Annotated in this window: 15 protein-coding genes; 10 read left to right on the top strand and 5 right to left on the bottom strand. The window is 59.6% G+C overall.

Annotated elements, in window-relative coordinates; all coding sequences use genetic code 11:
* Window positions 1-77 precede the first annotated feature (77 nt).
* From LC354_RS04020 to LC354_RS03990, 7 genes are all read left to right on the top strand, one after another.
* Window positions 78-881, top strand: a complete 804-nt coding sequence (locus tag LC354_RS04020) for a DeoR/GlpR family DNA-binding transcription regulator (protein ID WP_223421558.1) — start codon at window positions 78-80, stop codon at window positions 879-881.
* 38 nt (window positions 882-919) lie between these two features.
* Entirely contained in the window at window positions 920-1,912 is a 993-nt protein-coding gene (rhaS, locus tag LC354_RS04015; protein ID WP_223421557.1) for a rhamnose ABC transporter substrate-binding protein, read from the top strand.
* Window positions 1,913-1,990: 78 nt separating this feature from the next.
* Window positions 1,991-3,514, top strand: coding sequence for a sugar ABC transporter ATP-binding protein (locus LC354_RS04010; protein WP_223421556.1), 1,524 nt, complete (start codon window positions 1,991-1,993; stop codon window positions 3,512-3,514).
* Window positions 3,515-3,517: 3 nt separating this feature from the next.
* Window positions 3,518-4,501 carry an ABC transporter permease gene (locus LC354_RS04005; protein WP_223421555.1) on the top strand — a complete coding sequence of 328 codons (984 nt, stop codon included), beginning with the start codon at window positions 3,518-3,520 and terminating at the stop codon, window positions 4,499-4,501.
* Window positions 4,498-5,505 (top strand): ABC transporter permease, encoded by a 1,008-nt coding sequence (locus LC354_RS04000; RefSeq protein WP_223421554.1) that lies wholly within the window; start codon window positions 4,498-4,500, stop codon window positions 5,503-5,505. The genes LC354_RS04005 and LC354_RS04000 overlap by 4 nt, the downstream gene beginning before the upstream one ends.
* The gene (gene rhaM / locus LC354_RS03995) at window positions 5,502-5,819 is read left to right on the top strand and encodes an L-rhamnose mutarotase (RefSeq protein WP_223421553.1); all 318 of its coding nucleotides are present in this window, start codon (window positions 5,502-5,504) and stop codon (window positions 5,817-5,819) included. Before LC354_RS04000 ends, rhaM begins: the two co-directional genes overlap by 4 nt.
* Window positions 5,816-7,198: an FGGY-family carbohydrate kinase gene (locus LC354_RS03990; RefSeq protein ID WP_223421552.1), complete on the top strand. Its 1,383-nt coding sequence runs from the start codon at window positions 5,816-5,818 to the stop codon at window positions 7,196-7,198. Before rhaM ends, LC354_RS03990 begins: the two co-directional genes overlap by 4 nt.
* A 259-nt stretch (window positions 7,199-7,457) precedes the next feature.
* Here LC354_RS03990 and LC354_RS03985 read toward each other — a convergent pair whose 3' ends face one another.
* Window positions 7,458-7,904, bottom strand: a complete 447-nt coding sequence (locus tag LC354_RS03985) for a hypothetical protein (protein ID WP_223421551.1) — start codon at window positions 7,902-7,904, stop codon at window positions 7,458-7,460.
* 413 nt (window positions 7,905-8,317) lie between these two features.
* Here LC354_RS03985 and LC354_RS03980 point away from each other — a divergent pair, with 413 nt between their 5' ends.
* From LC354_RS03980 to LC354_RS03970, 3 genes are all read left to right on the top strand, one after another.
* Window positions 8,318-8,956 (top strand): MarC family protein, encoded by a 639-nt coding sequence (locus LC354_RS03980; RefSeq protein WP_223421550.1) that lies wholly within the window; start codon window positions 8,318-8,320, stop codon window positions 8,954-8,956.
* Window positions 8,957-9,077: 121 nt separating this feature from the next.
* Window positions 9,078-9,830 (top strand): SDR family NAD(P)-dependent oxidoreductase, encoded by a 753-nt coding sequence (locus tag LC354_RS03975; protein ID WP_223421549.1) that lies wholly within the window; start codon window positions 9,078-9,080, stop codon window positions 9,828-9,830.
* A 146-nt stretch (window positions 9,831-9,976) separates the two neighbouring features.
* Window positions 9,977-10,258 (top strand): GlsB/YeaQ/YmgE family stress response membrane protein, encoded by a 282-nt coding sequence (locus LC354_RS03970; RefSeq protein WP_223421548.1) that lies wholly within the window; start codon window positions 9,977-9,979, stop codon window positions 10,256-10,258.
* 80 nt (window positions 10,259-10,338) lie between these two features.
* Here LC354_RS03970 and LC354_RS03965 read toward each other — a convergent pair whose 3' ends face one another.
* Genes LC354_RS03965 through LC354_RS03950 form a run of 4 tightly spaced genes read right to left on the bottom strand, consistent with a single transcriptional unit; the run spans window position 10,339 to window position 14,039 of the window.
* Window positions 10,339-11,412 carry an Ldh family oxidoreductase gene (locus LC354_RS03965; RefSeq protein ID WP_223421547.1) on the bottom strand — a complete coding sequence of 358 codons (1,074 nt, stop codon included), beginning with the start codon at window positions 11,410-11,412 and terminating at the stop codon, window positions 10,339-10,341.
* Complete coding sequence (locus LC354_RS03960) at window positions 11,405-12,268, bottom strand: ABC transporter permease (RefSeq protein WP_223421546.1); 864 nt, start codon at window positions 12,266-12,268, stop codon at window positions 11,405-11,407. The genes LC354_RS03965 and LC354_RS03960 overlap by 8 nt, the downstream gene beginning before the upstream one ends.
* Window positions 12,265-13,074, bottom strand: coding sequence for an ABC transporter ATP-binding protein (locus LC354_RS03955; RefSeq protein ID WP_223421545.1), 810 nt, complete (start codon window positions 13,072-13,074; stop codon window positions 12,265-12,267). The genes LC354_RS03960 and LC354_RS03955 overlap by 4 nt, the downstream gene beginning before the upstream one ends.
* Entirely contained in the window at window positions 13,071-14,039 is a 969-nt protein-coding gene (locus LC354_RS03950) for an ABC transporter substrate-binding protein (RefSeq protein WP_223421632.1), read from the bottom strand. Before LC354_RS03950 ends, LC354_RS03955 begins: the two co-directional genes overlap by 4 nt.
* Window positions 14,040-14,141 lie beyond the last annotated feature (102 nt).

Below are 14,141 nucleotides of genomic sequence, written 5' to 3'. Positions count from 1 at the left end.
GATTGTTTATGACATTTAATGATTGACTTGTCGCAGCGACTCGCCTCAGTTTGAACGAACGAAATCAGGAGACCGCAATGCACGAGAATGACAGACACAGGGTGATCCTATCCTCGGTTCAGGACCGGTCTGTCGTGACTGTTGCGGATCTGTGCGCACTGACCGGCGCATCGGAGGCGACGGTGCGGCGCGACATCAATACGCTGGATGAGACCCGCAAATTGCGCCGGGTGCGTGGCGGGGCCGAAGCACTGACGACGACACCTTTTGTCGGCTTGGCGGGGCGGCCTTTTTCGTACAACGAAACCATCAACATCGTCGAAAAGCAGGCCATCGCGGCCGCCGCTGTTGATCTGTGCAGCGACGGCGAGCCGATTATCATCAATGGTGGGACGACGACCTTTCAGATGGTGCACCCGCTGGCCTCGCGTCAGATGCAGGTGTTCACCAACTCTTTCCCGATCGCCGAACATCTGCTCAAGAACACGCGTAACACGGTGCTGTTGTCCGGCGGTGTGATCTACCGCGAACAGAACATCATCCTGTCGCCCTTCGACAATGATGTGACGCGCAATTTTTATGCCAAACGGATGTTCATGGGGGCACAGGGCATCGGTCCGCTGGGCCTGATGGAGCAAGACCCGCTGCTGATCCAGGCAGAGCAAAAATTGATCGGACAGGCCGAGGAACTGGTGGTGCTGGTCGACAGCACCAAATTCGCCAATCGCTCCAGCCTGATCCTGTGTCCACTCAACCGCATCGACACCATCATCACCGATGACGGCATCGATGACCGTTCGGCCGCGATGCTGGATGCGGCGGATGTGAACCTGATCGTCGTGCCCACGGGCGCGACGCAAAAAACGGGAGCGGTGTCATAACCCGCCTCGAAACTGCAACCACTCCAAGGGAGGAAACCATGAGTGTAATCAAGAAGATAATGGCATCGGCAGCCGCTGTGGCCATGATGGCCGCGTCGCCTGCGCTGGCCGAGGACATGCGCATCGCGCTGGTCGTCAAAGCCCTTGGCATCGGCTTTTTCGAGGCCGCCGCAAAAGGTGCCGAGGAAGCCGCCGCAGAACTGGGCGATGTCGAGATCATCTATACCGGCCCGACGGACACGACTGCAGAAGGCCAGATTGAGGTCATCAACGCGCTGATCGCACAGAATGTGGATGCCATCGCCATTTCGGCCAACGACACGGACGCACTTGTGCCCGCTTTGAAGAAGGCGATGCAGCGTGGGATCACCGTGATCAGCTGGGACAGCGGCGTGGCCCCCGAAGGCCGCCAGATGCACCTGAACCCGTCGTCGAACCCGTTGATCGGCAACATGATCATCAAGCTGGCCGCCGATCATCTGCCCGATGGCGGCGATGTTGCTGTGCTGTCGGCTACGACGACCTCGACGAACCAGAACGTCTGGATCGAAGAGATGAACAAGGTGATGGGCAACTACCCCGGCATCAACGTCGTCAGCACCGTCTATGGAGATGATCTGGCCGACAAATCCTATCGCGAGGCAACGGGCCTGATGCAGTCCTTCCCCGATCTGGATGCAATCATCGCGCCTACTTCCGTTGGGATCGTGGCAGCGGCTCAGGCCGTGGTGGATGCGGGCAAAGTGGGCCAGGTCAATGTGACCGGTCTGGGTCTGCCATCAGAAATGGCAGGTGCCATCGAATCCGGTGCGTCGCAGTCCTTTGCGATCTGGAACCCGATCGATCTGGGCTATTCCGCGACGATGCTGGCCTACGAGATCGCCAAGAACGGTGCCTCTACCGAAGCGGGCGCGACGATCCCGATGGGGCGCATGGGATCGCTGACGCTGGACGAAAACTCCGAAGGCGCAATGGCCGATCCGTTCATCTATGACGCCAGCAACATCGACGCGTTCAAGTCGATCTTCTGATCTCCCCCACTTGGCCCGGCGCATCCGAACGCGTCGGGCCTAACACTACCCTCCCCTGAGCCCGAAGAGAGAGCGGATATGACCGAGCGCGCACCGCCCGTCGTGTCGATGGACGCGATCACCAAGACGTTTCCCGGCGTCAAGGCCCTCGATCAGGTCCGGCTGGACCTTTATGCAGGTCAGGTCACGGCCCTTGTCGGCGAAAACGGGGCGGGAAAATCCACGACCGTCAAGATCCTGACGGGGATCTATCAGCCCGATGGCGGCACCATCCGGATCGACGGCGCGCCGATCAAATTTGCCAACGCGAACGCCGCTGGCGCTGCAGGCATTACGGCCATCCATCAGGAAACCGTGTTGTTCGATGAATTATCCGTCGCTGAAAACATCTTTATCGGCCACGCGCCGCGCACCCGGCTAGGGCTGATCGACACCGCCGAAATGCACCGCGCCGCTGTCAGATTGCTGGACAGTATCGGCGCGCCCTTCGATCCACGCACCCGCCTGCGTGACCTTGGAATTGCCAACAAACACCTTGTTGCCATTGCGCGCGCCCTCTCTGTCGATGCCCGCGTGGTCATCATGGACGAGCCGACCGCCGCCCTGTCCCACAAGGAGATTGCCGAGCTTTACGAGTTGGTCGAGACGCTCAAGGCGCAAGGCAAGGCGATCCTGTTCATCAGCCACAAATTCGACGAAATTTTCCACATTGCCGACCGCTATGCCGTCTTTCGTGACGGGGCCTTTGTCGGCGCGGGGATGATTGCCGATATCGACGAGGACGCGCTGGTCAAGATGATGGTCGGTCGCACCGTCGATCACATATTTCCTGAGCGCCAGCCCAATGTCGCCGAGGATGTGTTGCAAGTCGTGGGCTACGCACATCCGACCGAGTTCGCCGACATCAACTTTACCCTCAAGCGTGGTGAAATTCTTGGGTTTTACGGGCTTGTCGGTGCGGGCCGTTCGGAATTCATGCAATCGCTTTTTGGCATCACCAAACCCTCCAAAGGTGTGTGCAAGATCAACGGACAGATCAAGGTCATCCGCTCGCCCGCCGATGCCGTGGCCAACGGGATCGTCTATGTGCCCGAAGATCGTGGCAAACAGGGCGCTGTCATCGGCTTGCCCATATTCCAGAATATCACCCTCCCCTCGTTGGGGCGGACGTCCAGATCGGGTTTTCTGCAACTGGCAGAGGAATTCAAACTGGCGCGCGACTATGCCGAACGCCTTGATCTCAGGGCGGCGTCCTTGGATCAGGACGTCGGCAACCTGTCCGGTGGCAATCAGCAAAAGGTCGTCATCGCCAAATGGCTCGCAACCCAGCCGCAGGTCATCATTCTGGATGAACCTACCAAGGGGATCGACATCGGCTCCAAGGCCGCCGTGCATGACTTCATGGCCGAACTGGCCGCGCAGGGGCTGTCCGTCATCATGGTCAGCTCGGAAATCCCCGAGGTGATCGGCATGTCCGACCGGGTGATCGTCATGCGCGACGGGCGGATCGAGGCCGAACTGGCGGACGATGCATTGACGCCTGAAACATTGGTCAGACACGCGGCAGGCATAACCACACCTGCGCAGATGGAAGAGGCTTGAACGATGCTGCCCCGATTTCTCCCGGTCCGCGAAACGATCCTGAGCGTTGCCATTCTGGCGCTGTTGCTTTTGATCTCCACCCGGTTTTCAGGTTTTATCGCGCCTGCGAACCTCGCCAATGTGTTCAATGACACGGCCCCGTTGATCATTCTGGCCCTCGGGCAAATGGTCGTGATCCTGACACGCTGCATTGATCTGTCGGTTGCGGCCAACCTCGCCCTGACAGGCATGGTGGTTGCGATGATCAACGTTGCTTTGCCGGGCCTTCCCATTCCGGTGATCATCGCGATTGCGATCCTGCTCGGCGCGCTCATGGGGGCGGTGAACGGGTTGCTGGTCTGGAAACTGGCCATCCCGCCCATTGTTGTCACGCTCGGCACGATGACGATCTTTCGCGGCATCATTTTTCTGATTTCCGACGGCAAATGGGTCAATGCGCATGAAATGAGCAGCGCCTTCACCGGGTTTCCGCGCGCCGCCGTTCTGGGCCTGCCCGTCTTGTCCTGGGTGGCTGTTCTGACCGTGATCATATTCGGTATCATGATGGCGCGCACATCGCTGGGCCGGTCGATTTTTGCCGTGGGCGGCAACCCGCATGCGGCGGTCTACACCGGCATCGACGTGGGCAAGACGCAGTTCCTGGCCTTCGTACTCTCGGGGGCACTTGCGGGGCTCACCGGCTATTTGTGGGTAGCGCGCTACGCGGTGGCCTATGTGGACATCGCGGGCGGGTTCGAGCTTGAGGTCGTCGCGGCTTGCGTCATCGGGGGCATCTCAATCGCTGGCGGGATCGGGTCCGTGGGCGGAGCGGTGCTGGGCGCGCTGTTTTTGGGCGTCGTCAAGAACGCGCTGCCGGTGGTCAACATCTCGCCGTTCTGGCAACTGGCCATTTCGGGCAGTGCCATCCTGATCGCCGTGGCGTTCAACGCGCGCGCAGGCAAGGCCAAAGGGCGCATCATCCTCAAATCAGCGGAGGCTTCGACATGACCGACGCCACAAGCCAGACCCGCCACATTCCCGACCGCCTGCATAGCAGGCTCTATGCCACCCTGCGCAGTTGGGAGGCCCTGTTGCTGGCCGTGGCGGTCGCCATTTTTATCGTCAACAGCTTCACCTCCCCCTATTTCCTGAACGCCTGGAACCTGAGCGACGCGACCTTCAACTTCACCGAAAAAGCGATGATCGCCTTTGCCATGGCCCTGCTGATCATCGCAGGAGAGATTGACTTGTCGGTGGCGTCCATCATCGCGCTGGCGAGCACGGCGATGGGGTTCGCCGCGCAATACGGCGCAGGCACGCCCGAGTTGGTGATCATCGGCCTGACCGTGGGCCTGCTCTGTGGGGCGTTCAACGCGTTCTTCGTCACTGTGCTTGGCCTGCCGTCGATCGTGGTGACCATCGGCACGATGAGCCTCTTTCGCGGGATCAGCTTTATCATCCTCGGGGATGGCGCCTATCGCGGCTATCCGGCTGATTTCGCGTGGTTCGGTCAGGGCTATGTCTTCTGGGTCATCACGGTAGAGATGGTTCTGTTTGTGATCATCGCCGTGATCTATGGCGTGCTCTTGCACAAAACCAATTTTGGCCGCGCCGTCTATGCCATCGGCAACAACCCGACCGGGGCGCTGTTCAGCGGCATCCGGGTGCAGCGGGTCAAGTTTATCCTGTTCCTGCTGACCGGTTTGATGTCCGGCGTGGCCGCCATCTGTTTGACCTCACGGCTTGGCTCGACCCGCCCCAGCATCGCGACGGGGATGGAGTTGGAGGTCGTCACCATGGTTGTGCTGGGCGGTGTCAACATCCTCGGTGGGTCCGGGTCGATCCCCGGTGTGGTCATTGCGGCCTTCGTGATGGGGCTGGTCACCTTTGGCCTCGGTCTGCTCAATGTGCCGGGCATTGTCATGTCGATATTCATCGGCCTTCTGCTGATCGGGGTCATCGCGCTGCCCCGGCTATGGACCATGATCGCCGCCAGACGGGCCAAGCCATGAGTGAGCGTTTTGTCTTTCGCATGCGTCTGAACGACGGGGCCGCTGACGAATACAAGCGGCGCCATGATGCGATCTGGCCTGAATTGGTGGAGCTTTTGAAAGCGGCCGGCGTCAGCGACTACAGCATTCATCTGGATGAAGAAACGGGGCTGCTGATCGGCATCCTTATCCGCACGGAGGATCACGGGATGGATGCCCTGCCCGATCATCCCGTCATGCAGAAATGGTGGGCGCATATGGGTGACATCATGGAAACTCATCCCGACAATGCGCCTGTTGCCGTCGAATTGCCGCGCCTGTTTCACATGCCATGACCCAGGCCCGCCACATCGCCGTCATCGACATCGGCAAAACCAACGCCAAGCTGGCGCTGGTGGATCTGGAGACACTGTCCGAGATCGCAGTTCTGACACGGCCAAACACGGTATGCCCCGGCCCACCCTGGCCGCATTTCGATACCGAAGGGCACTGGGCTTTCCTGTTGGACGGCCTTCGGCAGTTTCACCAAAGCCACGGGATAGATGCGATTTCCACCACGACCCACGGGGCCAGCATCGTCCTGCTGGACGCCAAGGGCGATCTGGCGGCCCCAATCCTTGACTATGAACATGACGGACCGATGAAAACGGCCGCGCAATACGACGCGTTGCGCCCACCTTTTGCACAAACCGGATCGCCGCGCCTGTCCAACGGGTTGAACGTCGGCGCGCAACTGCATTGGCAGTTTCAGGCAGATCCCGATCTGCACGTCCGTACCACCCATATCCTGACCTATCCGCAATATTGGGGTCACCGGTTGACCGGCGTGATCGCCAGCGATGTGACGTCGATCGGGTGCCATACTGATTTGTGGGTGCCTGCAGACGGGCAGTTCTCCGATCTGGTCGAAACGCTGGATATCGCGGACAAGATGGCACCTGTGCGCAAATCCACGGAGGTTCTGGGACCCATTCTGCCACAGATTGCCGCAGAGACCGGTTTGCCCGTGGACACACCCGTTCTGTGCGGCATTCACGATTCCAATGCGTCGCTCTATCCGCATATTCTGATGCAGGACGCACCGTTTTCGGTCGTCTCCACGGGAACCTGGGTGATCGTGATGTCCGTTGGGGACACCCGGATGCAACTGGACCCCTCGCGCGACACCTTGGTGAACGTCAATGCCCTGGGCGATGCCGTTCCGTCCGCCCGCTTCATGGGGGGGCGCGAGTTTGAAGTCATCCAACAAGGGTGTCCCGTGCAGACGACACCCGATGACATCGCAGCGGTTCTGAACTCCGAGGTGATGTTGCTGCCCGCCGTGATCCCGTCAACCGGACCCTATCAGGGGCGCAATATGACATGGCGCGGGCCTGAACCACCCGTCGCGTCGGGCGCGCGTGCTGTCGCCCTGTCCTTCTATCTGGCGCTGATGACAGGCACGTGCCTGCGACTGACAGGTGCCGCCGGCCCTATCATCGTCGAAGGTCCCTTTGCGGCAAACGACCAATACCTTGCGATGCTGGCCGCAGCGACCGACCGACCGGTTTTACAAAGCTCATCCGCCACCGGGACCAGCATCGGTGCGGCACTTCTGTTTGGCTCCGCACATCGTCTCGCGGCGCCTGAGACTGTCCCGAACCCGCAACACGTGGCGCGCCTCAGGGCCTATGCGGCGCGGTGGCGCGCATTGGTTGACCAGCCGGAGAACTGAAGGGCTGAACAGAAATGTTCATCAAAGACAGCCACAGGTCGCCAACCTTTGGTATCGATCCAGCGCTCCGGACGGTCACCCGACCCCGCCGGACCACTGACCATGAACGACCTATGATTGGACCGTGGCGAAACCCTCAGCTGCTCCGACAACCGCAATGCGTTGCCGCAAATCACGATCGGACAGACAAAACTGTGCTATATTCATCTTGCATATCAAGGACCTAGACACCTTGCCCCGGAAGGAAAGCTTCTGGCACTCAGAAGTTGCCTTGGCCGCTAAAAAAGTCCTGGCTGCGGACCCGCCCCTGATCTACGCGGAACTGATTGCGCGCACGCCCCGCATCGAAACTTCTCTGTTGGCGCAGGATTTGTTGGCGCTGCATCTCCACTTCGATGTCGCGATGCTCGGGCGGGGTCAGGCTGTGTTGTTGGCGCTCCAACTCCGATCTGGACCGTCGCTCCAGCGGCCCCGCAGCCCCCAAAGCTTCCAGCGAATGCTGATACTGCCATGCGCGGGCATTCGCGCGGTCTTCTGCAAGCATGGTCTCGTACAACGTACGCAGGGTGTTGAGTTCCATTGCGCTATCAGCCTCAAGATAGCACCGCTGGAAGGCGGCAAAACCGGTCAGCGTCGGACAGCGTGCGAGGGCAGCCGTCGATGTCAGCAACAGCACCGCGATGGCGCACGCCAGAGACTTTGTCATTTTCGTCCTATCCATCGGCATATGCTTGCACCATGTTTGAGGGTTCGCTTATGACCGACATGCCCCGAAACGCGGTCATACAAACAGATTGCGAAGGTTTCAAATCTGTTGGCGTCCATAGTACCGCCTTCGCAGATATCCCGCAAGATTGAGATCACTTTCAGCGATGACCCCGATTGGCAGCACAGGCACCGCAGGCCATAGCCCGAGAGAATGCGCCGCAGGCTTACTGACGGTCACGCGTCAGGATTCATGCGCGCCGCCGCCGAAACTACTATGTGCGCACCTATGAATGAAAGGGGGTCAAGCTGGATCATCCATACATAACCCGCAAGACTTCGGAACACATCGAAAGAACACGCGCTACAACAAGAAGTGCGTGACAGAGCGCACAAGACATGTAGAAATATCGTATGCATCTGCTGGAAAACTTCGTAACCCTTTGGGTTGTCATCGATCCGATAGGCACAATTCCGGTTTTTATCGCGGTCACAGCAGGCATGACGACGCAGGCGCGGCGCGCGACGGCCCGCACGGCAGCGTTGGTCAGCATGTGTGTTCTGCTGTTCTTCCTTGTCTTTGGCCAATTGTTGATCGACGCGCTCGGCATCAGCCTGCTGTCTTTTCAGGTGGCGGGCGGAATCGTTCTCTTCCTCTTTGCCCTGACGATGATTTTCGGAGAACCCAAGCAGGAAACCGACAAGAAACTGTTGCCGGACGGCGAAGACGTCCCGGAACTGGAGCGGCCTTCCCCTGCGGTCTTTCCGCTTGCCGTTCCGTCTCTCGCCTCTCCGGGCGCAATGCTGGCGATCGTTCTGCTGACGGACAACAACCGCTTTTCCATCGCAGATCAGGCGATTACCGGGGTCGTGATGGTTTTTGTCCTGCTCATCGCCTATATCTGCATGCTGCTCTCGGAGCCGATCATCCGCATTATCGGAGATTCGGGCGCGGCGATCGTGAGCCGGGTCATGGGCATGATCCTTGCGTCCGTTGCGGCGGATGCGGTGTTGTCGTCCATCATCGAAATTGTTCAAACGGGAACGCTCTAGGGCGCAGGTGGCGCCGTACACCCACAGATATTGCACCTCGGATTCAGCGAACTGTTTGGCCAATTGACGCGCGCGCCAATCCGGGCCATTCCGAAAACCTGAAATCACATGAAGGTTCGCGATGTCTGAAAAAGTAGCTTTGGTCACGGGGGCTGCCCGTGGCATCGGCCTCGCAACGACGCATCTGTTTATTGAACAGGGTTGGCGCGTGGCGATGGTGGATCGGGATGGCGATGCCTTGCAAGCGGCGGCCAGTGGTCTGAATGAGGCCAGTCCATTTGTCTATGATGTCTCGATCCCAGACGAGGTGGACGAGATGGTCGGCAGCGTGACAAACGCCTTTGGCCGGATCGACGCGGTGGTCAACAATGCCGGCGTCGCCGATTTCGGCCCGATCGAAGAGACAGGTTTTGCCCGTTGGCGCGCGGTCATGGCAACCAATCTGGACGGTGTGTTTTTGGTCTCTCAAGCCTGCATTTCGGCGCTTCGGGCGACGAAAGGGGCCATCGTGAACATCGCCTCCATATCGGGGCTGCGCGCCTCCACGCTCCGGGTCGCCTATGGCACATCGAAGGCCGCGTGCATCCATCTCACCAAACAACAGGCCGCCGAACTGGGTGAATACGGCATTCGCGCGAATTGCGTCTGCCCCGGTCCTGTGCGCACCAAACTGGCCATGGCCGTGCATACGCCCGACATCATTGCCAGCTACCACGACGCCATCCCGCTGAACCGGTACGGATCCGAACGCGAGATTGCCGAGGTGATCACCTTCTTATGCTCGGAGAAGGCAAGTTATGTCACAGGCCAGATCATCGCGTCAGATGGCGGGTTTGAAAGCACCGGCGTCGGCCTCCCTGCCCTACGGACGTAAGCCGCATCGGTCGTAACCGAAATTTCTTTGCCATGCTCAGCATCCGCCTGACGTGATCGGTTCGGAATTTGCCATGGAAAAAGCATTCAGTTCCACACAGTCATCGGATACCATGGTTGAAACATCATTCTGAGGAGAATTGACTGATGGAAGGATCTGTTGACGCGGGACCCGCACTGTTTTCCGGCCTGATCGCTGCGATCATTATTGGTGGTCTTGCGGGCTGGCTTGCCGGCAAAATCGTGCGTGGCGGCGGTTTTGGATTTATTGGCAACGTGATCCTTGGGATTGGCGGTGCAATCGTGGCCAGCTGGGTTTTGCCCCTCATTGGCTTGAGCTTTGGCAGCGGCTTTTTCGGCTCCGTTATCTCGGCAATGATCGGTGCCGCACTCGTTCTGGTGATTATCAGGATGATAAAGAAGGTCTGAAGAGCACCTGTAGTGTCTGGGCAGAGCATGCCGTTGCCGACCACGAAATCGGCAGCGGCATATTTACTACGTTTTCGGTCCTAGCCTGCCGCCTCTTGCGGAAACGGCGCAGGCAGACCGCAATCGGCCGCGAGCGTGTTCAGATCGCTACGAAGTGCGGGCTTGAGAATGATTCCATTCTGGCGGCGATCTTGCGCGAAAGCGGTTTTTCCGTCTCCCGGCAGGCGCACCGGATCGTGGCCCGGCAGCGGGGGCGATGCCCGCATTTCGGCAAAGACCCGGGCCGCGGATCTGGCAAAGTCGTCTCCCATTCCAAAGGCCGTCGGATCAAGCGCCACGACGAATTGGCCTGTATTCGTGGACGACGCCGTATCAGAGGTAAAATCAACAACATCCGAACCGAAAGCCGCACCGTTCAGCACGCCCGCCAGAAGCCCAATGGCAACGGACAGGCCAAAGCCTTTCGGTCCGCCAATCGGCAAGAGAAACCCTTCGGATTTGCGGGCCGGATCGGTCAGCGGGTTGCCGTCGCGCCCGACCATCCAGCCTTCGGGCATTGGTTCCCCTTGCTGCAGGAGCGTCTTGATCTTGCCCATGGCGGCGACCGTCGTCGCCATGTCAAATACAAACGGGTCCGGCCCGTCCGCCGGGGCGGAAAACGCAATCGGGTTGGTGCCAAGCAGCAGATCCGAGCCACCATATGGCGGGACGTGATTTGCGCTGCCGACGGCTGCGGCCATGCCAAGCAAGCCTGCCTCGGCTTGCGGGCGCACGTAAAGGGCCAGTGGGCCCGCGTGATTGCCCCGTCGTACGCCGACCCATCCGATCCCGGCGGTGCGGGCCTTTTCAATGGCAAGGTCGCGCGCAGCAGACATGGCGAGGTGGCCCAACCCGTTATCGCCATCGATAACGGCCGTCGCGACGGTTTCCTGCGCGATCCTGATGGTTGGGGTCGGGTTACAACCGCCCCCTGCAAGGCGCGCCAGATACTGCCGCAACCGGAAGACCCCGTGGGTGCCGTAGCCATAAATATCCGCTTCGACCATCAAGGATGCCACTTTGATGGCATCCGCTTCCGGTACACCTCGCGAGTCAAGCGCACTGGCAACAAAATCGCGAAGCGTATCGACAGCGATCGGCGCCACTTCAGCCATCGTAGTCCCCCACGCGTTCCTTGTGCCAGAACACAACCTTGCGCTGGGTCCATGTCACCAGCATGTACAATGCCAGGCCCACAAGGCTGAGATAGAGGATCAGCGAGAAGACGCGTGGCGTGTTCAACTGGGATGCCGCGACGCGGATCAATTCGCCAAAGCCTTTGCCGCCGCCGAGGAATTCGCCGGTGATCGCACCCGCCATCACGCCGACCGCTCCGATCTTGAGACCGGTAAAGATTTGCGGCAACCCTGTCGGCAGCTTCATCTTGATCAGCGTTTGCATCCGGCTCGCACCCATCGTCTTGAACAGCATCCGTGCGTTCTCATCCGCTGCATGCAGACCCGCTGCCGTCCCCACCACGATGGGAAAGGTTGCGATAAAGGCGGCAAGGGCCACCTTGGATTCGATACCAAAGCCGAGCCACGCCACAAACAGCGGCGCAAAGGCGACCTTGGGCATCGTGTCAATGGCAACGAGGTAAGGCATCAGGGCTTTCTCGCCAAAGGCTGTTTCCCCCACGATAACGCCCAGCGTGAACCCGATCGTGATGGCCAGCGCAAAGCCATAGATCACCTCCAATATTGTGATCCACAGCGCCGTCAGCATGTAACCGCCCGTCGCAAGGTTCTTGCCGACGAAGATCATGTCCATCAGTGTTTCCCACGGGGTCGGCAGGATAATCGGTGACACGAGCCCAAAGCTCGTCACGAACTGCCAGACCCCGATGAAGACGACAAACACAAATGTCATCGCGATCCAGCGTGGAACGGAATCGATGAATGCGACTTCCTGCGTCCAGACGGTATCTTCGAACTGCTCCGAGGATATTGGATTGTTTTTCACGTCGGTCACATGTCCTCTCCCTTATCCAGAAGCCCGCGAATATAGTCGACGATTTCGCCAAACTTCGGGGTGGTCATCATATCAAGGGTCCGTGGGCGGGGCAGATCAACCTCGACGATCTCAGCGAGGCGACCGGGGCGTGGTTTCATCACGACGATCTCGTCCGAGAGGATCACCGCCTCTTGAATCGAGTGGGTCACAAGAAAGGCGGTTGCCTCCTGCTCCCGGCAAATCCGCTGCAACTCCATGTTCATCATGTCGCGTGACAACTCATCAAGCGCGCTGAACGGTTCATCCAGCAGCAAGACGGCGGGTTCGGTAATCAACATCCGGCAGATCGAGGCGCGTTGCGCCATGCCGCCCGAAAGCTCGTTGGGATAGACGTTTTCAAACCCCTTGAGGCCGACCACATCCAGCAACTCATAGGCCTTGTCCATGGCTTTCTTGGCCGCCGCAGGACCGTCCCGGATTTCGATCGGCAGCACGATATTCTGCACGGCCGTCTTCCATGGAAACAGTGTGGCTTGCTGAAACATCATGCCGATGTCCCGGCGCGCGCCCGTGACGGGCTGTCCTTGCAGGACCACGCGGCCCTTTGACGGTGGGATCAGACCCGCCATGATCTTGAGCAGCGTCGATTTTCCGCATCCGCTGGACCCGATCACAGAGGTAAAGCTGCCCTTGCGCAGGGTCAGACTCACGTCCTCCAGCGCGACAACGCGGTTGCGCGCATAGGTCTTGCTGACATGGTTCAGCTCGTAAACCGGCGCGCCCAAGGGCGCGCCTGAATAGTCTTGGAGGACCGCTGAGTTCATCCTCCGGCAGCCTCATTGCCGATGGCGGCGAACTCGTTCGTCCAAACAGCGTCAAGATCGTCGAGCGGTGCGGGAATTTCGCCCCCGGCCACAAGGGCGTCCTGCCATTCCGCCCAGACCTCTGCCGGATACCAGCCGAGGCCATTGCTCATTTCGGTCGGGATCGTCTTGGAGCGGACCGCGTCAAACAGGGCTGACTGGAATTCCTTGTCTTCGCCTTCCTGCGGGTTGCCATCGGCCAGATGCTTGAGAACCGCTTCACGGTTGGCATCATCCAGCGCAAAGGCGTGTCCACGGGCAAATGCGCGGCTCCAGGCTTCGACCAATGCGCGATCGTTCTCGATCGTCTCCGCCATTGTCGCAATGCCATTGCCAAAGAAACGTCCGAATTCAGCGGGTGTGATATCACGCACCGGCATGCCACGCTGGTTCAGAATGGCCGTATCTGCCGTTGATGCTGAATAGGCGGAAATCTCGCCGTTCAGGAAAGCCGCCGTTGCGGGGCCGCCATCGCCGACCGTCAGGAACTCGTAGTCCGTTCCTTCGACCATGCCGGCACTGCTCATCACATTGCGGGCAAAGCCCACTTCCGCGCCGTCTGCCGTTCCGGTGCCGATCACTTTGCCGCGCAAACCTTCGATGTCCTGGATATCAGAGTCTTGTTGGACCGCGATGCCAAAGTTGCTGCGCGCCGCGACATTGTAGATATGCACCGCGTCGACACCGCGCGACCGCGCCGCGATCAGCGGACCGGGGCCCGGACGCCCGAAATGCGCCTGTCCCGCGGAAAGTGCCTGCAAGACCGCACCGGAGCCGTTGATGGCCTCGACGGTGACGTTCAGACCATCTTCTTCGAAATAGCCTTCGCCAATGGCAACAAAAACCGGAAACGAGTTGATCGCCGACGGGCTGGGCTGCACGAACGTAATGTCCCGCAAACCTTGCGCGAGAGCCGAAGTCCCCATCAAGCTCGCGGCTGGAACCGCCGAAAGTGAAGGACCACCGGCTGACGCCGGAGGCATCATTTGTCGGAATGTAATTCCAGGTACTGCTTGATGACATCGTCT

The sequence above is a fragment of the Tateyamaria pelophila genome (genome assembly GCF_019966495.1).
Classification (GTDB): domain Bacteria; phylum Pseudomonadota; class Alphaproteobacteria; order Rhodobacterales; family Rhodobacteraceae; genus Tateyamaria; species Tateyamaria pelophila.
This window is presented reverse-complemented; position numbering and strand designations above follow the sequence as displayed.

Excerpts from the sequence above, each read along its gene's own strand:
- LC354_RS04020 (WP_223421558.1), top strand. The coding sequence starts at position 78 with ATGCACGAGAATGACAGACACAGGGTGATCCTATCCTCGGTTCAGGAC.
- rhaS (WP_223421557.1), top strand. The coding sequence starts at position 920 with ATGAGTGTAATCAAGAAGATAATGGCATCGGCAGCCGCTGTGGCCATG.
- LC354_RS04010 (WP_223421556.1), top strand. The coding sequence starts at position 1,991 with ATGACCGAGCGCGCACCGCCCGTCGTGTCGATGGACGCGATCACCAAG.
- LC354_RS04005 (WP_223421555.1), top strand. The coding sequence starts at position 3,518 with ATGCTGCCCCGATTTCTCCCGGTCCGCGAAACGATCCTGAGCGTTGCC.
- LC354_RS04000 (WP_223421554.1), top strand. The coding sequence starts at position 4,498 with ATGACCGACGCCACAAGCCAGACCCGCCACATTCCCGACCGCCTGCAT.
- rhaM (WP_223421553.1), top strand. The coding sequence starts at position 5,502 with ATGAGTGAGCGTTTTGTCTTTCGCATGCGTCTGAACGACGGGGCCGCT.
- LC354_RS03990 (WP_223421552.1), top strand. The coding sequence starts at position 5,816 with ATGACCCAGGCCCGCCACATCGCCGTCATCGACATCGGCAAAACCAAC.
- LC354_RS03985 (WP_223421551.1), bottom strand. The coding sequence starts at position 7,904 with ATGACAAAGTCTCTGGCGTGCGCCATCGCGGTGCTGTTGCTGACATCG.
- LC354_RS03980 (WP_223421550.1), top strand. The coding sequence starts at position 8,318 with ATGCATCTGCTGGAAAACTTCGTAACCCTTTGGGTTGTCATCGATCCG.
- LC354_RS03975 (WP_223421549.1), top strand. The coding sequence starts at position 9,078 with ATGTCTGAAAAAGTAGCTTTGGTCACGGGGGCTGCCCGTGGCATCGGC.
- LC354_RS03970 (WP_223421548.1), top strand. The coding sequence starts at position 9,977 with ATGGAAGGATCTGTTGACGCGGGACCCGCACTGTTTTCCGGCCTGATC.
- LC354_RS03965 (WP_223421547.1), bottom strand. The coding sequence starts at position 11,412 with ATGGCTGAAGTGGCGCCGATCGCTGTCGATACGCTTCGCGATTTTGTT.
- LC354_RS03955 (WP_223421545.1), bottom strand. The coding sequence starts at position 13,074 with ATGAACTCAGCGGTCCTCCAAGACTATTCAGGCGCGCCCTTGGGCGCG.
- LC354_RS03950 (WP_223421632.1), bottom strand. The coding sequence starts at position 14,039 with ATGGGGACTTCGGCTCTCGCGCAAGGTTTGCGGGACATTACGTTCGTG.